The organism is Mizugakiibacter sp. (assembly GCF_039680435.1).
Classification (GTDB): Bacteria; Pseudomonadota; Gammaproteobacteria; order Xanthomonadales; family Rhodanobacteraceae; genus Mizugakiibacter.
This window is the reverse complement of sequence record NZ_JBDKSX010000140.1, coordinates 1-18,970: the sequence shown is the minus strand read 5'-3', so window position 1 is coordinate 18,970 and position 18,970 is coordinate 1. Positions and strand designations below refer to the sequence as shown.

The following is an 18,970-nucleotide window of genomic DNA, read 5'->3' as shown; positions in this document are numbered from 1 at the left end:
TACCCTTACTTGCCGAAGGAGTCGATCGGGGGGCGGTTTGCCGCAGGCGTGGCCGCTGCCCTGGCAGCGGAGCGGTCCTTGATGACCTGCTGCGCGGCGGCATACGGCGCCATGCCCTGACGCACGTAGTTCTCGGCCGCGGCGCCGAGGTTGGCGATGTCCTGCTCGGATGTGGGAGACGTCTTGCCGTCCGGCGTCTGCAGGAACAGGTTGCCGGTCGGATCCTGCTTCGCCAGCCCGGTCGCCAGCAGCACCTGCTTGACCGCGGCGCTGACGTTCTGGCGAAGGTCTGACGGCTTGAGCGCGCCGCCTCCCGTTTTCAGCGCGGCCGCTTCCTCTCGGGTCTTCGCTGCGCTCGCCAGCGAATTGGCTGCCGCGGCGTTGCTCTGGTTGACGTTGGCCGCATCGACCTTCAGTTTGGAATCTGCGGCGGCCAGTTTGGCCCGGTTCTGCAGCACTTCCATGTTGAACTTCACCGCACCGTATGGATCGGTGATCCGGTTGCGCAGGTAAACCGCCGCCTCGGCCTCGCTCATGGGCCCATCGGTCAGCGGCTTGCCGTTGACGGTCGGAATGACCTTGCCATCCTTGGCGGGCGCGAAGTCGAGATTGTTGCCGTCATCGAACAGCGGGTTGCTGTGGTAAAGCGTCCTCAGTCCATCGAGCCCGCCCGTGTGATACGCCTTGTCGAACTGCGCGACCCGCATGCCGGCCGTGTACTTGGTGCCGGCGTCGTCCATGCCAGTGAGTGCGCTCGCGGCCGTCATCACCTCGGCAGGCTTGAGCTTGGCGTCGCGCCCCATCTGCTCGATCTGGTCCCACGTCAGATTGCCGCCGTTCTGCATCGCGGTGTCATGGGCCGTCTGCACCTGCGTCAGGAACGCATCGACGCGCTGCTTGGACGCTGCGGCCTCCTTGGCCGCATTGAGCTCCAGCGTTCCCTTCTGGATGCTAATGTCGCGTTCCTTGGCCTGCTGGTCATTGGCCTGGATCGATTCGGCACGCTGCTCGAAGCGGTCGGCCTTGTCGGTCATGCCGAGCGCCATCGCCTTCTTCGACATGTCGCCGTAGTAATCCGCCTTGGTGTAGGTCTGGTTCTTGTCGACTGTCGTGGTCGGCGCGGAGGACAGGCCGCCGCCGAATGTCTGCGCGTCCTGGTTGGCGATCTCGTTGTTGTAATCGGCCAGGCGCTGTGCGGCGGCCTGATCCTTCATGGTAGTGCTGCTGCCGTCGTCGCCCTTGGCCGTGTAGCTGGTCGAATCGTCCATCTTCTTGGCGTACTCGGCCGATGCTTTGCCCAGCTCTTCGTCGTTCATGTCGCCGCGGATCATCTTGCCCATTGCGTATCCGCCGGACAGGCCACCAGCAAATCCGCCGGCGAAGTTGCCGAACCCCCTAAGCGCCCCCATGGTCCTCTCCTTCTCCGATTTCGCGCTCAAGGCAGGCCAGGCTTGCCAGCGCGCCGCTCTTGATGCGCTTGAGTGTGTCGCGGTATTGGGCGTACTGCTCGGGATGCCGTGCCGCCATGAATGCCGCCTTCCTGTCATCCCACCATGCCGTGCATCCCAGACATTCCGGCGCGGTCGGCGCGCCGAAGGCGTAGTAGTCGGCAACCGGCGCACCCTCCTGGGCGAGGAAGTCGAACACCTCTTCGTCGCTCCAGTCCTGCACCGGGTAAAGGATCTCGAAACCGTCGTGGATGTCGCCGCTGTTCACCGGCTGCGCCGGCATGTCGGCGTCCTTGGTGCCGCGCACGATCAGCGTCACGCCGTCAGCCTGCATGCGCTGAACCATCGGCAGCATCAGGTTGGCCCAGCAGCAGTCGAATCGGTTGGACAGGCGCAGGTCGCCGAAGCCGAGAAAGTTGCCGATCGCGTGCCCGCGGAAGGTCACGATGTCGGACGGCGTGCCGTTGGCTGCGCGCCATGCCTTGACGTCGCCCGTGATCTCGACGAAGTGGGCCACCTCTGCGCGCACCTCGTCGATCACCTCCAGCGTCTCCGGAACTGGGTCGCCGGTATTGGTCCAGTAGACGGTGAGGCGGTCCCACCACGGGCGCAGCAGGTACAGCACGGCGGTCGAGTCCTTGCCGCCTGAATACTGCAGCGCGATGCGCTCATGGTGGTTGAGCGCGGCGGCCAGCGGGCGCCCGGCCTTGACGAAGCGCAGCGCCATTGGCTGCATGGCCTCGAGCGTGTGGCGAACCGGGCGGGTCACGTCATCCGGCAGCGGCGCGGAACAGCGGTCCTCCCAGGCACCGAGCATGACGAGCCCGGCCGCGTCGGCGGCGTCCATCACCTCGGCCACGCTGTAGGCCGCGTAGCCGAGCACGGCGGAGAACTCGGTGGCATCCTCGTTGTTGCGGGCAAACAGGTCGTGCATGAACACGATGCCGCCATGCTTCACGACGCGCGCCAGTTCCTGCATGAGCAAAAGCAAGGCGCCGTGGCCGATGGCGTAGTCGAGCAGAACGGCGTCGAACGCACCGTCTTGTGCCGGGATGTTGTGGAAGTCGGCGGTGATCTTCTCGAATCCGTCCGGGCAGCGCGCAAGCTGGGCGGGGCTGACGTTCAGAAGGGTGAAGTCGAGGTCGTCGCGCAGGGTTGCGGCGATGCGGGCGAATTCGCCGACGCCGCAGCCGACGTCGAGCACGCGCGCGCTGTGCGGCAGCGCCATCTGTTCAAGCTGGGCTCGCACATGCTCGGTGTCGTCGGCGTCCATGCGGAAGAAACTGAACAGGCGCACGCCGTCCGCGGTCAGGTCATCGGTCAGTTGCGCGACCACAGCATCATCTGAATAGACGCCCTGCATCAGATCGCCACCGCTGCGTACAAGCCGATGCCCGCGCCCGCCGCCGAGCCAAGCCCGGCCATCGCCTGACCGTTTGCCGAGGCGTTGGCGTTCGCCATCCCGGCCTGGGTGTTGAGCACGCCCTGCAGGCCGCTCTGGTACAGCTGGCGGCCCTGCCCGATGGTGTTTGCCCCGGCCGCCAGGCCCGCCTGATACTGCGCACCCGGCGCCGCGTTGTTGGCAGCAGCAGAATTCCCGGCATTGATCGCCATGCCGTAGGCGCCTTGCGACGCACCGGGCAGCCCGCGATACAGGCCGGCCACGTCGAGCTTCTTCGCATAGCCGATCTGCTTCTCCTTCTCGCGCGCCGCATTCGCGGCACCGGCAGTCGCAGAGGCATAGCCGAGCCCGCTCTTGCTGGCTTCGGCGGCGATCTTCGACGCGTCCCAGCCGTAGCGCGCGCCCTGTCGCGCCGCCGTGTTGAGCGCGCCTGTGTAACCGGTGCGCGCGTCGGCCACGGCCTGAGCGGCGGCGGCGTCCTGCTGGTCCTGCGAGCCGGCCGCCATGGCTTCCTTGTTGAGCGCCTCTTCGACGGGGCGCTGCTGGGAAACCATGTAGTCGTAGTAGTCGTTGCCCTGGGCAAGCGACGAATCACCAATCTGCAGTTGCTGGGCAACCAGATCCTTGTACATCGGCAAGCTGTCTTCATACTGCTGCTTGGCGAAGTCGAGTTGCTTCTGGCCGAGCTCGGCCATGATCTTGTTGGAGTCGGCCGAGGCATTGGCGAGCGGGGTGTAGTCCGGCGCGGACTGGTCCTTCTTGTGGTAGCAGGACCAGAAATACGGATCGGCACAGCCGCCGCGAATCAGCTCACGGATTCTGCTGAGATTCATCTTCCTGCTCCTTGGTTTTCGCTTCTTGACGCGGTTTCAGCCACTTGCATTTTTCCGGCCACATCACCAGAACGTGCATGTCTTCGCCGTCCGGCGCGCCGCACTTCATCGTGAATTCGTGCTGCCATCCGAGGTTGAGATCGAACGCGAGCACATCCGGCTTGCTTGCCGGCACCATCCCGGTCAGCCGTTTCAGGTTGCACTGGTTGAAGGCATAGTCGGCGACCGACTCGAGCATCTTGATGATCTGCCGACCGGCGCCGCGCTCGATGGCGATGTGCGCCAGCGCATTCGAGCCGTTGAACTGGTTGATGACGACGCCGGCCACGATTGCCTTCTTCTCGGTGTCGACCACGCCCATCGCGTAGAAGCCGCCCCACGGCGCACGCATTTCGACCTTCTCAGCCACCCAGGCGCCGAACGCCTCTTTCTGGTCGGTGATGAGGATTTTCATGGGCGAAAAAAAAGCGGCTCCCGGATGGGAACCGCTGTTTTGTATGGGCGCAACTTGCCCGCCCTTGCATGGTACTACATCAGGCGCGCGATCAACTCATTTATTTTCGAGATGATGTCGGCATTGCTGGCGGTCGCCGAGAGCGGCTTAATTGCGCCGCTCTTGCGCCCGGTGAGGACGAGCAGCGTTTCCCGCACCCGGCTGTCGAACTCGTAGCGCGCCTGCCCATCCTTCGGCGTGTCCGGCAGGGACGGCTTCTGCACGCTCATACGGTTTCAAGCTCCTGCATGGTTTCTGCGATCTCGATGCCGTTGATCTCACAGGCCGAGGCAACCTGCACGGAAACGCGCGCCGACAGGTAGCCCGATGGCAGGCGGAAAGGCGTCTCGCTGCTGACGGTCTTGGAGAAACGCTGCACCCCATCGGTGAACAGCGTAAAGGTGACGGTGTTCGACGGCGGCACGTCAGGAACGGCCTTGAGCAGTGACCCGTTCCAGCGCCGGGTATTGAATCCTGACCAGTTGAAGCCGCCCTTGATAAGCCCGGTCGAGACGATGTTGGCGTTGTAAGCGGTAAGACTGGAAATGTTGGACAGGATGGAGGCCAGGGTCGCCGCGTCGATCGTGGCCGAGAAGCGCACCTTGGCCGCCCCGAAGTTGATCGGCTTCGGCAACACGAACTCCTTGCTGCGCCACACCAGTTGCGAGGCATAGGCGCCTCCGATCAGCGCACTGATGCCGCTCGCGTCGGAGACATAGGCATCGCCGGTCGCCTCGTCGATGTAGAGGTCGTCGGCCTCAATGGCGTTCTCGACCAGTTCGCCGAGCACCATGTCCCACGCCAGCATGCCGGCACGCCCGGAAACGGTGTAGATGACGTACAGCTTGCGGGGGCCGATGGCGCACACCATCGTGCTCGGCGAGAGTGCGCCCCAAGTGGTCGGGTCATACCATTCCTCGCTGAACACGGACGTCTGCCCCGACTGGTCGAGGCGAACTAGCCCCACGTTCGACGCGAACAGCATGCCGGTGCCGTCGCTCACGATGCTGCGCTTCGACAGGCACGGATACGGGATATTTGTCGGCACAAGCTCCATCGCGGACGGATCGGAGCCAATGGCGACGTGCGGCACGCCGGTCGTGCCGACGCCGATTGCGCTCCCCATGGTGGCGATGCCGACGATTGGCGGGCTGGTCCGGTAGGCGTAGCTGCTCGGCCAGGCGTGTCCCTGGCTCGGCTCGGACAGGCGCAACGTGTTTCCGACGAAACCGGCCAGCGCGCCGGATGCGGTCACGATCAGGCCGCGCAGCCCGGCCGGCGCCGGCTCCCATCCCTCTGAAATGAGCTCGTCGCCCATGATTGCGGACGCCAGCAGGGTGTCGTTGTAGCTGGTGCCCACGTTGTCGTTGACCAGCTGGAAGCCAGCCGCCGTGCCGGCCGTGCGGTACAGGCGGCGCTTCATGCCGGTCGTGTTCCACGGTGCCTTGCGCGCCCAGGTCGTCGCGGCCGAGTAGTTGCCGGTCACATTGAAGGTGTAAGCGGTCGGTACAGATGCCACCGCCATGGTCGTGCTCGAGAGTACCACCTCATCGGAAGCGCGCAACCAGTGCGGCGTTACGGTACGGACGCTGCCGCCGCTCGTGTAGGCGCCGTTGCCTGCCGATCCGTTGAGCGAATACGTGTTCGCGTCGATGTAGGTGATGACCCAATACGGGTTGGCGTAGGTGTTGTTCGCCGCGGTGTTGCCGCCCACGCCGGAAATGTTCACCCGGCTGCCGTTTACCCTGCCGTGCGCTGTCTCGGTGATGACAATGGGCCCGGCATTCGTCGCGCCGGTGATCGTGCCAGACGCAGCGCCCACGCTGACCACCAGCGTATCGGTGCTGAAGTAGGCAACGGCAGAATCCGAACTCACCGGGAAGGCATCCATGCCGCTGATGACCCAGGTATCGTCGATCTTGCCGGACACCCCGGCAGAAATAGGCGACGGTCCCGATTCCTCGCCGTCCTGCGAGAAGAAGGTGTAAACGTAGTAGCGCAGCTCGGTCGTAGCGCTCACGCCGCCCGACGAAGACACGGCCGGCGCTCCGGTCGGTATCGGGATACCGAGCGCATAGAACTGCGCCGGGTAGTTGTTCCCCGCCCCGTTCACGATGTCGGCGAACTTGCCCCAGCGCGGCTCGCCGTCGCCAGCCCACGCCCAGCGTCCCAGCACGCCGGCCGGCAGCGGGATCTTCACCACGTCGACGTCGAACGGCCAGGTGAGCCAAGCCGAGCTCGCGCCTTCGATCGCCTTGTAGACCGCCAGCGCCGGAAGCGTCTTGTTCGGCGTGTAGGTGAGTTGCGGACGCTTGATTGGCGTCAGCACGCCAGAGCCAATATCGCAGTTCGATGCCTCCTGCGCCTGCGTATCGCCGAGCAGGCGCGGATTTGTGCGCGGGCGAAGGCCCTGGAAGGTGGTGACGCGAAGCGCTGTCATCAGTGGCAATGCCCGCCGTGTTGGAATGGGTCGAGCAGGTTGGCGCAGATCCACACTGCCAGCGCTCTCCGCCATCCCGTTTTTTCGTGGATATGTCGATCGCAGCGTGCAGTCAGCAGGAATTCATGCGGAAGCTCAAGGAACAGCACGGATGACGCCATGTTGAGCAGGAAATCAGCGGCCAGCCCCACGACCAGCAGCGGCAGGCCGAATGCATAGGCAGCCTTGCCCAGCGTGCCGAGTGATCGCGCCGCCATCAGGTTCATCACGGCTAGGTAACAGATCCATGTGCCGTAGGCGAGCGCGAGGTAGAGCAGTATGAAACTCATAGCGCGGCAGCCTGCGTGAACAGCGCGTCGAGTTGCGCGCCGGTGAGGCCGAGGGCAGCCGCCAGCGATGCTACCAGCGCGTTGCCACGCTCGACGGTCGTTGCCGTTGCCCAATCGATGCGGGCCTTGTCTCCATCTACGCCGCTCATACCTGCGATTGCTGCCTCGACGTTGGAAAGCATCCCGGCGTCGTAAAGCGCGCGGCGGGCTTGGCGCATGGATACGACGGAAGGGACCGCTACGTTGGACGTAGCGGCAATAGACATGGCTTCGGATTCGGAAATCTCCACCAGGTCTGTCGAGATAAAATGGTCTTGAGAACCATCAGCGGGATAGGCGCTAATGTTGTTCGAAATGTCCTTAAAAAATCGCATGTTGATTACTCCTATTTCACCGCTCGAACCAATATCCGATAGCCCCACCGGTATTCCCTAGTTTGTACTTAGAACCTGGCGGGATTCTGACCGATACGATGAAGTTCGCCCCGGATGAGCCAGAACCCGCCGCAGCAACGAGTACGCTATCCACGTAGAACGTAATACCACCAGAACCATCGGCCTGGGTGATGACAACATCCAAATCGCGGTCATACGGATTTGTGTATTCGATATTCTTGCTGCGTCCATGCGCTGTTTTCACGTCGACCATTGCACTCCCTGGACGCCGACTTAGGCCTACCGTCAGCAGGTTCGTCCCGTCGGACTTCACGAAGCAAGAGTCACCCGGAGCAAGGGCGACGCTCGCCGCTCCATCGATCGTTCCGGTGGCTGGGGTTAGCGTAATCGTCCCGCTGCTGGAGTTATGCACCCCGTTGGCAAGATTGAGCGTCGGGTCGATGGTCAGTGCCCACCCACCTGTGCCAGTGCATTCGATGAGCTTGCCCATGTCAGCCGCGATAAGCGGATAGGCAGCAGACTTCGACAATACGCCGTTGAGCAGCACACCGAGCGTGGCGAGCGCTGCCTGTTGATCCGTATCAGCGAGCAGCGTTCGCATGAATGCGGTCAGCGTCGTCAGTGCAGCCACGCCGGCGCCTGAGAAGTACGGGAGCTTGTCGGCCGCCGATGCAAGCGTTGCGAGTGCGGATAGCTCCGTGTCGGCGTTCTGCTTTCCGGAAAGCCCGGTCGTCAGATCGGTGTCGAGCGCATACTGTGGGTGCGGGTCGGCCAGGCCATCATGCGCCGAGATGGCATCGGCAATCTCGCCCTGCAGGTCGGCAATCGCTGCCGAGCACGGCCGGCATTCCACGATGTCACCGATCGCCCACGACTTGATCGTGGTCCCGTCCTGCGCCCGCACCACCGTCATGCTGTCCGAGCCTGCCGCGCGTGCCGTAACCTTGATGATCTCGATCGCGCCGCCGGATGCCTCCAGCGTCAGGTAGGTATGGTCCGGCGCCGCGATCGCAGGGAACAGGTCGCCCTTGCCGGTTGCGACCTGCAGCGTGGTGTCCGTCGCCGGGTTATTCCCGAGCGCAACTCCCAGCGTTGCGTAGCCGTTGTTTATCGCCTTGTAGGCCATGGATTAACCCCCCTGGTTGTTCGGGGCCAGCTTGCTGATGAAGGATTGGCCGAACATCTGCGCGCGCTGCGAAATGACGTGCTCGGCATCGCGCGACTCGGCACGCGCCACGATGTAGTCGGCGATCATGTCCGCGCAGTCGTTCGGCAGGCCGGTGTCGTCGGTTGCCAAGTACTCGGCCGGGACAGGAACCACCTTGCAGATCAGGATCTGGCCATTCGGCGCTGGTGGCTGAATCAGGAACCTGATGGGGTCATCGTCGACCTTCATCCAGTCCTGTGCCGGGCCGGAAGCATCCAAGCGCCAACCCGGTTTGAAATCGTCAAGCGTCGTGCGATCGCCGCGCGTCACCGCCCCGCCGCCCTTGATGCGCAGCACGTCGACCAGTGCCCGGTACGTGCCGAACGACAACGCCTGCTCGGCCTGATTCGCCGTGCAGGTGTACTCGATGTCTTGGTAGAACAGCTGCGGAACTATTCCGACCATGACATCGAGCGCGTCGTTGGCGTACTGCAGCAGGTCGGCATCCGAGTAGCGATAACCGCCCGCGTCGGTATCGTTGAGGATCCCGCGCGCGATGCTGATCGGGCTGCTGAGTTTCAGCGGCATGTCTGTGTTCTACCCATTAAAAAGCCGCCATCAGGCGGCAGACGTTGCTTCATGTGCGACGGTTAGCCTGGATCAGGCCAGCCCTTCCCACTTTGGATAAATGACCCTCTCTCCAGCCATCCAACGCTGACCCATCCATTGCGCCGCGGTGAGCCAGTTGCTCGGGAGCCCACTCGAGAACTCGAAGGCGGCATACCCATACAGGGCGAGGTTGTGGATGCGCATGCAGGGATTTGGCTGGAATGGCGTGGCCAGTGTGTCGCCGTTCGTCACGGCTTCAGCGAACAGGAGACGCCCGCCGCCTGCGATGTCATACGCGCCGTACGAGTAGAGGCTCACGCTCGGATCGCGGACGGCTACGACAAGGACATCAGGGCCGTGCGGCAACAGAATCGGAGCTTGGCTTACCCGGTAGGGGTAATACGCGTCGTAGGAAAATTTCCAGTCCAGGTAGCTTAGGAACTTCGGCCACAGCCAAGGAAGATTCGAGCTGCGGTAAGCGTCAGGCTCGGCGATGTCTCCCGTCGTGTTCGTGTACGAGGTCGAGCAGTCAATCCTGACGTTGTTCGCCGAATGGCTTCCAAGGGCGTGATGGAACGGCGCGCCAGCGAGGCCGATCCCTGCTGGAGACGCATATTTCGTGCCGTTCACCGTGCCGAGGTTGTTGATGTCGCCTATGGCGAAGCGCGCTGCTGCGGTACCTAGATCCCGAACGCTCGTGTCGTGTTGGGCGTAGGGGTCGATGATCTTGCGTGCCGCGTACATAAACATCGTCGGCAGGTTCCCAGCAAAGGTATGAAACTGCCCCGTTTTCAGTTCAACGGGCTTGCTTCCTGAGTCGACCGCGCCCAGGCATGCCACCGTGCCGAGCGATTTCTCCGCATCGAACGCGAGCGAATATCCGCCGACGCTCGGATCCCACTCTACCCCGCCCGCGTCATCATAGATGACCGACCCGCTGCGTTCCGTACAGCGGAAGAAATGCTTGAGCGCCGGCGGGAAGGCGCGGGTGTTGGACCCGAAAATATTCATCAAAGGGCCAGAAACTCGATGTCCAGAGGCGAGAGCGATGCCATGTACGACACGACAGCACCGGCATCGGTCGTTGCAACAAGCCGAATCCTCGACGGCAACACGCCCGGTTTGACCGTCCCGATAAACGTGATCGGCTGCGCCTGAGCAGTCGTAAGCCCACCCATGTAGTTGCCCGCATTCGGGCACGCCAACAGTGAAGTCCAGAGGCCGGCTGAGTACCCTTCAAGCCGAAGCATCCTGTACACGCCCGAAGCGTTGGCCGCGAACCGGCCACTATGCTTGATCCTGACGGCGTTGGCGTTCGCCGGCCACACCATCTCGGTCGGGTTGGCAACATCGAGAATTCCATCGTCAATCAGAGAGGACGCGTTGTTAATCGTGATCGGCTTCCAGACAGTCGGAGCGGTCCCTGGCGTGCCAGTCCCGTCAAGGCCGGTCGCTGACGTAGGGCAGATCATTCGTGCGATAACGATTTCTCGACCAGACGCTTTCGCCTCTCCCGGTACGCCATTGAAAAAGACGAGTGTGTGTGTCGCCGGATCGTATCCAACCTCGGACGTTCCGCCGCCGCTTGCGAGCGCGAGCAGGTTCGCCAGGGTGTCGGTGCGTAGATTGATGTTCGCGGTGACATTGCCTGACGCATCGAGCAGAACGGGGGTGACATTCTCCTGAAGAACCGAGAAAACATCGGGGTGACTCTTGAAGAAATTGACGTCATTCATGCTGACCAGGTGCGTCGTCCCTGCCAGCATCGGAACGACATCACCAGACAAATCCAGGCCGCGGCTATCGACGTTGGCCTTAATCAGCGCTGCATACATGGTTTTCCCCTTTGCTCAGAGTGGCGGATTCGCAGTGCGCATCGGCGCATGCTGGAATTCGCGGATGGTGGCGTCGTCGATGGCCTTATCGAACTCACCCGTGTGATATGTGACGAGATCGGCGCTGCTCCACGGCTTTCCAGGAAGCGCAGCGAGTTTGCCAATCGCACCATCGGCGATGGCGTCGACATGCGCCTCGAAGATGGCATCGTCGATCGTGGTGGCTGCACGCGATGGCTTCAGCGTCACAGTCAGGTCGACGCTGCCGGCGCCGAGCGGGTACAGGCGGAACTGCGTGTCGTTGAGCACGACAAGGTGCGTCGGCGTTCCGGTCGCGGTCTTCCAGTCATCGACGCCCAAGAGGTCGGTGGCGTTCTTCACCGTCAGCGGCACGCCGTCGAGCCAGGCCGCCAGCACGCGCTCGACCTTGGCGCCGTCAGGCGGCGCGAAGCTGTAGGCGGTAGTCGCCTCGACTGCCGCGACCGGTACATGGTCGTAGCGCCACACGCCGGTCTTCTGGCAGAACTCAATGGCAGCACGGGTGATTGCCTGATCGACAACGATGGTCGGGCAGCCCTGGACGTGCGGCTGCACGTAGGGCCGAACCTCAGTAAGGTTCATTCAGACGCCCGCGAGGTGATCGCTTCGCGGATGCGATCGCGCATGGTTTCGACGGAGTTGCGGAAGCTCAGGCCGTCAATCTTCTCCTGCACGGCGAATGCCATCAGGTCATCCTTGGTTTCGAGGCTTTCCAGCAGCTGCTCGAGCGTCGGGATTACTTCGCCGGATTCATGCCGCGCGGCCTCATGCTGGACCATCTGCGCATGCTTCTCGTCGGTAATCGCTTCCGGGATCTCATCGGCGACCTCGGCAGGCACCAGCTTGGCGACGATCAGGCCGGCCGTCAGCGCCTCGTACTCTGCTGCGCTGACCATGAGCGGGTACGGGATACCATCGGGATGGGCGTTAAGCGCTTCGGATGCCGCGTCGTCCATGTTGGTGGTGATCATCAGGCGATGCACTTCAGTGCGCACGTCGTCGTCGCTGCGGCCTTCAGTGTCGACCGTTCGGTTGAACTGGTGCCGCGCGAACAGCGCCAGCGCGTCCTTTCCCATGGCGTTGATGTTGACGACGGCGACGGGCTCGCGCGCGCTCTTGTGATTGGCGCCAAGAAAGGTATCGCCCTCGGCAGATACAGGCGCCTCTTCGTATGATCCATGGTGGCGCAGCAGCTGCTTCGCCATCGATTCATGGAAGTTGTGGACCTGCCCGGGCTTCCAGACAGCGCCCGTATTGAGCACGCTGTCAGTTTGCCGTGCCTTGCTGCCGATATAGCGCACTCCGACAATGCTGTTCATGGTTTCCCTTACGAAACAGGCGGGGCGGCCTGAGCCACCCCGCTATCCACGGCATTGAGCACGGCTTAGGCCGCGCCGACGCCCTCACCCTCGACCACCGCGGAGACAGTTCCTGCAGCAGCCGTCGCCGATCCGGTACCGACGACGATGTTGAGGTACGAGTCCTTCTCGACCAGATACGGCGGAATCACGTCGAACGACTTGACCTCGGCCGCCTGGCCCCAAGCGGCGTCAGCCGACACGGCCGTATCAGCACCGGACGGCGCGGCGCTGCCGTCGACCGGCGTGAAGCCGATCTTGGCGGTCAGCGTCGGCGTCACGTTGCTGTCCAGGTCGGTCGTCTTGGTGCGGACCTTGTGAACGTAGGTACCGGCCGCGACGATGACGGGCTGGATGACATCCGCGGCGCCAACGTCGGCCGCCGCAACGGCAACCTGGTCATGGAACACGACCGAGTTGCCGACGCCGGACGACTGGATTTGCTTCTTGCTGCTGGTGGTTTTGGTTCCCATTTCGGTTCCCTTCTGGAAAATTCAGGTAGGGCCCGGCGCGAGGCCGGGCGGTTCAGCCAGTGGCTTAGGCAACGGACTGCTTGCAGGCGACGTCGAGAACGATCACCCCATGGTCGGTCGGAACCTTGGCGCCGGTGCCGTCCGGGACGTTGAAGCGCACCTTCTCGTCGCCCTCGATGCCGAACACGGCGAACTCGGGGTCGCGGCCGAAGTTCTGCCACTTCTCAGCCCACGAGTAGTGGGTGCCGCTCTTCGAGTCCTTGCCGTAGGCGCGGCCGAGCGCCTGCGCGCCCAGCAGGATGCAGCGCTCGACGCCGTAGCCAGCGGTCAGGGCGGTGTTGACCTGAACCGCCGTCTCGGTGCCGGCTGCCGCACCAGCGCTGTCGATGACGTTCACGTAGTCGCTCGGCAGGAAGCGGATGGCGCGGGTGATCTTCTTCACCAGGATGCCGTTCCACATGCCGACCTCGCCACGGAACAGCGGGTGCTTCGATCCGTAGGCGGCACGGTTGATCGCGTTCTGCTGGAAAGCGCGCAGCGAACCCTCGGTCAGCAGGCTCGAGTAGACGTTGGCCGGGACCAGCATCACCCACATCGGCTCGTCGCCGGCCGCGGGGTCGTCGGCGATCTGCACCGGCTGCAGCGTCAGGTCGAGGTTGTCGATGACGTTGCGCAGCTGGTCCAGGTGGCCCAGCTTCAGCAGGTCGGTCGAGTCGATCGACTTCAGCGCGTGCGAGCCGGCCGCGCCGCCCTGGATGATGTCGGTACCGTTGACGATGAAGTGGCGGTTGTAGGTCGGCGCCTTCACCGGGTTGATCAGGATGTCGGCGAAATCGGCATCACCGCCAGAGTTCGAGCCCGACGCGAACTGCAGCGGGATCACCCAATCGGCGCCGTTCGCCTGGCCGCGCGCGCCGGCCAGATGCACCAGCGAGCGCTGCTCGGTGTAGCGCGCAGCGAGGCCGACAGCGGTAGCGCGGGCCAGCGAGCGCAGGTTGTGCGGCGTGCGCTGCTGGCTCAGGTTGTCACCGCCGCTGACCGGGAAGGTCCATTGGTTGAGCGACAGGTCCATGGTCGAGAACGACAGCGGAGAGCCCTTGCCCTCGGCATTCTTGGAGCCCATGATCGGCTTGGCCGTCACGATGTCGATGCAGTCCATCTTGACCGTTTCGCCAGCCGTGGTCGTGAGATCGTAAATCTCGACGATGGGCATGCCGGGGGCGGTCTGGAGCTTGCCGATCTTGCCTTCGGCCTCGGCCTGGGTGGGCTTCGGTCCCACCATGCTGCGGAAAGTGCCGGCCTTCTTCTGCGCTTGCGCGAAGAGGGCGGCACCGTAGAGAACGGCTGCCTGATCGGAGCCGGAAGCGACGCGGGTTTGCGACATGATTCAATCCTTTCGGGAATAAAAAAACCGCCTTGCGGCGGTTCGGGTTTCGGTTTGGTTGAGGGTCAGATCCGGTTGAGCTGCGCCTCGATCTGGTCCGGCGTCATCTTTTCGAACATCGCCAGCAACTCGACGCCAGACTTCTGCGCGAGCGCTGCGGCTTCGTCGACGGGCGGCGCCGAACCGCCAGGAATGGCGGACATCGAAAGCGGCACATCCGGCTTCTTCTCCGGCTCTTTGGCCGTGGGCTTGTCCTGCTGCGTAGCAACCTGCTTGACCTTGATCTCGCCGTTGACGGCTTCGTACTGGCGCACGATTGCGGCAGCACGATCGTCGTCGCTCATTTCGCTCCAGTTGTCGTGCAGGCTCGCAGCGGCGTTGACGAACTTCTGTCCGACTTCCGGGCTCAGGGTCTGGTCCAGATAGGCGGCCTTCGGGTTCTTCGACAGCGCTTCGTTCCACGCGGTTTGCGCGTCGCGTGCCTGCACTTCCTCATGGCTCTTGTGCGACTCATTCAGCGATTCAACCCGCCCGTTCAGCTGCCTGATCTGCGACTGCTGGGCACGAATGACCTTGGCCAGCGCCGGGAGATCATGCTCGAGTTCTTCGAGCTCGGTGTCGCTGAGAAGCCCGTCTTCCTGCTCGGTACCCGTCTTGGACTCGGCTTCCTGCTTGCCGTCGATCTTGGCCTGCAGTCCTTCGATCTGCTTCGACAGGTCACGCGCCTTTGCCTCGGCTGCCTCCAGGCGCGAGTACGGGATGATGTGCTTTCCGTCTCGTGCAAGGATGCCCTCGGGCGTCTGGTCATCGGGCTTGGCGGATTGCTCGTCCTTTTTCTCAGTTCCTGCGGTGTCGCCGGGCGTTGCGGCACTCTCGGTATCGCCCTTGTTCTCGGTTGCCGCGTCCGGTTCTCCGCTGCTCTCGCCTTGTGTAGCGAGCGCGTCGATCTGTTCGTTCGGCAAGTCTCCGAGTTCGTCAGGATGGTTGAGGTAGTAGGACAGGTCTTTCTTTTCGGTTGCTGCTGCTTCGGACATGCTCTTCTTCTCCTTTTCCAGTACTGGAAACCCTTATCGCTGGGCTGCGTCAGGAGTGCAAAATAAAAAAGCCACCCGGTTGGGTGGCTGCGCTTTGCCCTCTATCGTTCGGGCTGACGAAAACTGCGGGCGCATCTGTGGCGCTGTTGCCTATTTATCACGATCCCCGTTCGGGTTGCAAGACATTTTGCGCAGGCATCGCGCCGGTGGGCACGGCGGGCGCTACCGTCTGCTCGTCCGCTTCCTCCTGCGCATTGTCGACCTGCTCGGCGGCTTCCTCGTCCTGGCCGGACGGCATCGGCAGGCCGCCACCCTGCTGCGGAGCGGGCGCCGAGCTGCTCGGCTGGGTCGCGCCGGATTGCTCTGCCGTCTCTTCCTCCGCACGTTCCTCTGCAAGGTGCTGGAGCGCGGCCGCGGTGATCGCCTGGCTCTCGGCTGCCGCATGGCTGACCGCCGCGGCATTGGCGGCGCTGTCCGCGTTGATGAGCGCCACCTCGCGCTGGACCGGGTTACGGGCATCGCGTAGTAGCTTCTCGACCTCGGCCAGCATCTTCTCGACCTTGGCCTCGCGCTCGCGGATTTCGAGGTCGGCAACCCGTTGCTGCAGCGCATCCGCGGCGGCGGCCTGTTCCTTAGCCTGTTGCTGTGCGGCGGCCTCTTCCGGTGTCCTCGGCGGTTGGTCGCCGCCGAGGTTGAGCGCCTTGCGCAGGCGTTCGACGATGGCATCGCGCTCGGGGATGTCGGTCGAGGCGATAACGAAGTCGATGACCAGCGCCTGCAGGTTGGGGGGAAGGCTCTTGGTGATCTCGGTCAGCATCATCAGGCGCTGCTGGCGGTAGCTCTGCGTGCTTGGCACGTCGGTCAGCGCCACCTTGAGCCTGGCGCGCTGCAGGTCGTTGTTCAGCACCTCATTGCCAGCTTCGTCCACGGCGCGCTGGTTGATAACCACCGTCTTGGCCTGCGCGAAGTCGCGCTTGACCTCGACCTCGACTTCCTGCTCGCCGATCTCCTGGATCAGGTTGGACAGCAGCATGTCGCCCACCTCGGCGCGGCCGAAGGTGAAGTTGTCCATGATCTCGGCCAGCGTCTGCGTCGACTGCTCGACCAGCGAATTGATCGCCAGCCCCGACGTGGCATTGCTGTTGTTGCCCTCGAACGCCTTGTAGATGCCGGCGACGTTCTTCAGCGCCTCGCGCTTGTCGACCAGGGCGTTGTACTGCTGCTGCTCGAGCGAGAAGTCCGATTCGACCTTGAACATGCCGCCGTTGCGCAGCTTCTCGGGGTCGAGCACATGCACGGCATCCGGGCGGCTGGCCTCGTTGCGCGCCTGGTCGGGGTCCGTCACGCCCTTGGTCATGGTGATGCGCTTGGCCACCAGCAGCCATTGCATCTTGGTGTTGCGGGCGTTGATCTCGTCCTGCAGCGGCTTCATCGGCCGGCCGAGTCCATACGGAATGCCGGTCAGGTCTTCGCGCTTGCCGAAGAACAGCACATACGGGATCTTGCCGTGCTTGTACGGGTTCGGGATGTCGGCCAGCTTGTGCGGGCCGATCCACCACGACAGACGCACCTTCGAATACAGGGCGTCCTGCGGACGCAGCATGCCAGACTGCACCGCCGCTACGTGCAGCGGGTTCTTCGGGTCGTACTCGACCACCCGGCCGTCCGGCGACTTCAGCACCTTGCCGCGCACCCAGCGCCGATACCACACCTCGGACAGGCACAGGCGCTTGCGGTAAAGCTCGCGCCACTCCATTTCGAGCATGGTGTAGCCGTTGCCGGTGAGCCCGCTGCCAAATTGCTGCTCGGTCGAGTACTCGCGCGCCAGCCCCGTGCTCTGGCCGCCATCCATCAGCAGTTCCAGGTCTGTCGTCGCCCAGCCGGTTCCTGAATGCTGGATCAGGTCAGCCTTGTCCGGGAACGCCAGTTGCAGCACATCGAGGTCGTGCCAGCGCTGGCGAATGAAGTAGCGCGCGTCCGACAGGTCTGGCTTCGCCTTCCAGTCCCAAAACACCTCGTTGCGATGCACCGCCTCGACCTGATGCGGGTACTTGAATGGGTCGTGGTTGAGTCCGACGCCGACGCAGCCGAGGCCGACCTTGGCCTGCGATGCGAACGCATCCGAGCATGCGCGGTCAGCCTTGGCCTCGCGCTCTGCCTCGTTGATCTTCTGGTTCATGCCCTCGGCGACATCGGGCGGCTGGCCGTTGCCCTGCCCGGTCACACGCCAGTCGCGCCGGTTCTTCGCCTCCATACCGAGCACCGAGTCGATCGCCGGCGCCATCAGGTTCTCAATGATCGGCGCCATCCCGAGCTCTTCCATCGCCCGCAGTGTCTCGGAGTCCAGCTGGTTGCCGTCGTAGTAGTCGGCGATGACGTCGGCCTCGCGGCGCCACGGCGGCTGCTCCCGGATCTCGCCGAGGTACTGCTGCCACTCTGCGAGCGCGAGCTCCTGGACACCAGTGTTGTTCGTATCGGCCATCAGCCAACCCTCCAGTTAAACCGCCTTGCTCTTACGTTGACCGGCTGCGGCTCGGTTTCCGCGTAACGCAGCATCATGATCAGGTAGCGCGTCGCACTCAGCAGGTCGTCGTATTCCTTGACGATCTTGCCGTCCTTGCGGTGGTACAGCCTGAACTCGTCGAACCAGTCCTTGAGGTGCTTGGCCACCTTCAGCCGTCCGGTCAGCATCATGTCCAGCATCAGGCTCACGCCGGCCTCGACGGACACGACGGATGTGGTCGTGTCCTCGTCCGACGATGGCGGGAACTGCGCCATCTCCGCGGTCATCTTCACGCCATGGGTGCGGTACTGCTCGGCCATCTGGATGCCGGAGCCCTTTTCATGCTGAAGGCCGTCATGCGGCCATGCCATCGGGATCCACTCGCCTTTCAGCTTGAACGCGGCCGCATGCACGGCGATGGGCTGCTCGCGCACCCGATAGGCATCGTAGATATGCACCGTATCAGTGTCGCGGTCCCACGCTCCCCAAACGGCTGCGGTCGGGTGATCCCAGCCGAAGTCCAGGGCGGCCAATCGTGGCCAGTGCTTCGGAATCTCAATCGCCGGCTCTTCGATCAGCGCTTCACCGACCGGGAAGATGCGCCCGCTACCCAGCGTCGGAATGCCTTTCGCCCGCGCCTCGCGCTCATGCGCCGGGAATGCCGCAATGACGCGTGCCCGCTGCTCTGGCGAGATATGCTCGGCATCCTCGATCGTCATGTTGACGTCGCCGCGGTCAGGCGTCGGGTCTACAAGGTAGCGCCGGACCACCTCTGACATGCCGAGCAGCGGCGTGAATGACAGTGCCGCCATACCGCCAGTGGCGATCGTGCGCGCCAAGCCCTCGTCGTAAATGTCGGACGGCGGCTCTTCGTCGAACCATACGAAGTCGACGGGCGGGCCCTGCCACTTCTTGCGGCCCTGCGCGTAATACTTGAAGCGCAGCAGCGACCAGCCATCGAAGCGGCCGTTGGTGTAGTGCCGCACCCTGATGAAGTCGTACAGGTCAGCCGTACCAGACGCCATACCATACAGGCCGGTAGACATCCCAAGGCAGCGCTTCGGTACGGCTCCCGTGCCTTCCTCGCCTGGCAGCCCAAGCAGGGCGCGCTGCGGGTTGTCGCGCGTGCTCTCGCCAGTTTCAGACGACGCCCACACCACGACCGGGCGATCCCACTTCCTGCCGTTCCAGTCGGGCGGATACAGCCCGGTCAGGTGATAGGCCGCCTCGGCGCCGACGCAATAGGTC

General features: G+C 63.6%; 19 protein-coding genes. All 19 read right to left on the bottom strand.

The features are described 5' to 3' along the window. Positions 1-5: 5 nt before the first annotated feature. The gene (locus ABFC67_RS14605) at positions 6-1,409 is read right to left on the bottom strand and encodes a hypothetical protein (RefSeq protein WP_346738763.1); all 1,404 of its coding nucleotides are present in this window, start codon (positions 1,407-1,409) and stop codon (positions 6-8) included. Then, positions 1,396-2,811: a methyltransferase domain-containing protein gene (locus ABFC67_RS14600; protein ID WP_346738762.1), complete on the bottom strand. Its 1,416-nt coding sequence runs from the start codon at positions 2,809-2,811 to the stop codon at positions 1,396-1,398. The genes ABFC67_RS14605 and ABFC67_RS14600 overlap by 14 nt, the downstream gene beginning before the upstream one ends. Next, on the bottom strand, positions 2,811-3,683 hold the full coding sequence (locus tag ABFC67_RS14595; protein WP_346738761.1) for a hypothetical protein: 873 nt from the start codon (positions 3,681-3,683) through the stop codon (positions 2,811-2,813). Before ABFC67_RS14595 ends, ABFC67_RS14600 begins: the two co-directional genes overlap by 1 nt. After that, positions 3,661-4,137: a hypothetical protein gene (locus tag ABFC67_RS14590; protein ID WP_346738760.1), complete on the bottom strand. Its 477-nt coding sequence runs from the start codon at positions 4,135-4,137 to the stop codon at positions 3,661-3,663. Before ABFC67_RS14590 ends, ABFC67_RS14595 begins: the two co-directional genes overlap by 23 nt. Positions 4,138-4,211: 74 nt before the next feature. Further along, the gene (locus ABFC67_RS14585) at positions 4,212-4,406 is read right to left on the bottom strand and encodes a hypothetical protein (RefSeq protein ID WP_346738759.1); all 195 of its coding nucleotides are present in this window, start codon (positions 4,404-4,406) and stop codon (positions 4,212-4,214) included. Continuing rightward, positions 4,403-6,616 carry a hypothetical protein gene (locus ABFC67_RS14580; RefSeq protein WP_346738758.1) on the bottom strand — a complete coding sequence of 738 codons (2,214 nt, stop codon included), beginning with the start codon at positions 6,614-6,616 and terminating at the stop codon, positions 4,403-4,405. Before ABFC67_RS14580 ends, ABFC67_RS14585 begins: the two co-directional genes overlap by 4 nt. After that, positions 6,616-6,945 (bottom strand): hypothetical protein, encoded by a 330-nt coding sequence (locus ABFC67_RS14575; protein ID WP_346738757.1) that lies wholly within the window; start codon positions 6,943-6,945, stop codon positions 6,616-6,618. The genes ABFC67_RS14580 and ABFC67_RS14575 overlap by 1 nt, the downstream gene beginning before the upstream one ends. Next, positions 6,942-7,319: a hypothetical protein gene (locus ABFC67_RS14570; RefSeq protein ID WP_346738756.1), complete on the bottom strand. Its 378-nt coding sequence runs from the start codon at positions 7,317-7,319 to the stop codon at positions 6,942-6,944. The genes ABFC67_RS14575 and ABFC67_RS14570 overlap by 4 nt, the downstream gene beginning before the upstream one ends. A gap of 16 nt (positions 7,320-7,335) precedes the next feature. Continuing rightward, positions 7,336-8,466, bottom strand: a complete 1,131-nt coding sequence (locus tag ABFC67_RS14565) for a hypothetical protein (protein WP_346738755.1) — start codon at positions 8,464-8,466, stop codon at positions 7,336-7,338. A 3-nt stretch (positions 8,467-8,469) separates the two neighbouring features. After that, positions 8,470-9,075 carry a DUF6682 family protein gene (locus tag ABFC67_RS14560; protein ID WP_346738754.1) on the bottom strand — a complete coding sequence of 202 codons (606 nt, stop codon included), beginning with the start codon at positions 9,073-9,075 and terminating at the stop codon, positions 8,470-8,472. A 72-nt stretch (positions 9,076-9,147) separates the two neighbouring features. Next, on the bottom strand, positions 9,148-10,107 hold the full coding sequence (locus ABFC67_RS14555; RefSeq protein WP_346738753.1) for a hypothetical protein: 960 nt from the start codon (positions 10,105-10,107) through the stop codon (positions 9,148-9,150). Continuing rightward, positions 10,107-10,931: a hypothetical protein gene (locus ABFC67_RS14550; protein WP_346738752.1), complete on the bottom strand. Its 825-nt coding sequence runs from the start codon at positions 10,929-10,931 to the stop codon at positions 10,107-10,109. The genes ABFC67_RS14555 and ABFC67_RS14550 overlap by 1 nt, the downstream gene beginning before the upstream one ends. 15 nt (positions 10,932-10,946) lie before the next feature. After that, a complete protein-coding gene (locus tag ABFC67_RS14545) occupies positions 10,947-11,525 on the bottom strand; it encodes a hypothetical protein (RefSeq protein ID WP_346738751.1) in 579 nt (192 codons plus the stop codon). Between the two features lie 23 nt (positions 11,526-11,548). After that, complete coding sequence (locus ABFC67_RS14540) at positions 11,549-12,289, bottom strand: hypothetical protein (protein ID WP_346738750.1); 741 nt, start codon at positions 12,287-12,289, stop codon at positions 11,549-11,551. 65 nt (positions 12,290-12,354) lie between these two features. Continuing rightward, positions 12,355-12,801 (bottom strand): hypothetical protein, encoded by a 447-nt coding sequence (locus tag ABFC67_RS14535; protein ID WP_346738749.1) that lies wholly within the window; start codon positions 12,799-12,801, stop codon positions 12,355-12,357. Between the two features lie 64 nt (positions 12,802-12,865). After that, positions 12,866-14,185, bottom strand: a complete 1,320-nt coding sequence (locus ABFC67_RS14530) for a DUF4043 family protein (RefSeq protein WP_346738748.1) — start codon at positions 14,183-14,185, stop codon at positions 12,866-12,868. Positions 14,186-14,250: 65 nt separating this feature from the next. Next, on the bottom strand, positions 14,251-15,219 hold the full coding sequence (locus ABFC67_RS14525) for a hypothetical protein (RefSeq protein ID WP_346738747.1): 969 nt from the start codon (positions 15,217-15,219) through the stop codon (positions 14,251-14,253). Positions 15,220-15,376: 157 nt separating this feature from the next. Beyond that, positions 15,377-17,701, bottom strand: coding sequence for a hypothetical protein (locus ABFC67_RS14520; protein ID WP_346738746.1), 2,325 nt, complete (start codon positions 17,699-17,701; stop codon positions 15,377-15,379). After that, the coding region (locus ABFC67_RS14515) for a terminase family protein (protein WP_346738745.1) at positions 17,701-18,970 on the bottom strand (1,270 nt) is incomplete at its 5' end. The genes ABFC67_RS14515 and ABFC67_RS14520, both read right to left, overlap by 1 nt.

Bases quoted from the DNA above. Each gene is read 5' to 3' on its own strand.
- ABFC67_RS14605 (WP_346738763.1), bottom strand. From the start codon at position 1,409: ATGGGGGCGCTTAGGGGGTTCGGCAACTTCGCCGGCGGATTTGCTGGT.
- ABFC67_RS14600 (WP_346738762.1), bottom strand. From the start codon at position 2,811: ATGCAGGGCGTCTATTCAGATGATGCTGTGGTCGCGCAACTGACCGAT.
- ABFC67_RS14595 (WP_346738761.1), bottom strand. From the start codon at position 3,683: ATGAATCTCAGCAGAATCCGTGAGCTGATTCGCGGCGGCTGTGCCGAT.
- ABFC67_RS14590 (WP_346738760.1), bottom strand. From the start codon at position 4,137: ATGAAAATCCTCATCACCGACCAGAAAGAGGCGTTCGGCGCCTGGGTG.
- ABFC67_RS14585 (WP_346738759.1), bottom strand. From the start codon at position 4,406: ATGAGCGTGCAGAAGCCGTCCCTGCCGGACACGCCGAAGGATGGGCAG.
- ABFC67_RS14580 (WP_346738758.1), bottom strand. From the start codon at position 6,616: ATGACAGCGCTTCGCGTCACCACCTTCCAGGGCCTTCGCCCGCGCACA.
- ABFC67_RS14575 (WP_346738757.1), bottom strand. From the start codon at position 6,945: ATGAGTTTCATACTGCTCTACCTCGCGCTCGCCTACGGCACATGGATC.
- ABFC67_RS14570 (WP_346738756.1), bottom strand. From the start codon at position 7,319: ATGCGATTTTTTAAGGACATTTCGAACAACATTAGCGCCTATCCCGCT.
- ABFC67_RS14565 (WP_346738755.1), bottom strand. From the start codon at position 8,466: ATGGCCTACAAGGCGATAAACAACGGCTACGCAACGCTGGGAGTTGCG.
- ABFC67_RS14560 (WP_346738754.1), bottom strand. From the start codon at position 9,075: ATGCCGCTGAAACTCAGCAGCCCGATCAGCATCGCGCGCGGGATCCTC.
- ABFC67_RS14555 (WP_346738753.1), bottom strand. From the start codon at position 10,107: ATGAATATTTTCGGGTCCAACACCCGCGCCTTCCCGCCGGCGCTCAAG.
- ABFC67_RS14550 (WP_346738752.1), bottom strand. From the start codon at position 10,931: ATGTATGCAGCGCTGATTAAGGCCAACGTCGATAGCCGCGGCCTGGAT.
- ABFC67_RS14540 (WP_346738750.1), bottom strand. From the start codon at position 12,289: ATGAACAGCATTGTCGGAGTGCGCTATATCGGCAGCAAGGCACGGCAA.
- ABFC67_RS14535 (WP_346738749.1), bottom strand. From the start codon at position 12,801: ATGGGAACCAAAACCACCAGCAGCAAGAAGCAAATCCAGTCGTCCGGC.
- ABFC67_RS14530 (WP_346738748.1), bottom strand. From the start codon at position 14,185: ATGTCGCAAACCCGCGTCGCTTCCGGCTCCGATCAGGCAGCCGTTCTC.
- ABFC67_RS14525 (WP_346738747.1), bottom strand. From the start codon at position 15,219: ATGTCCGAAGCAGCAGCAACCGAAAAGAAAGACCTGTCCTACTACCTC.
- ABFC67_RS14520 (WP_346738746.1), bottom strand. From the start codon at position 17,701: ATGGCCGATACGAACAACACTGGTGTCCAGGAGCTCGCGCTCGCAGAG.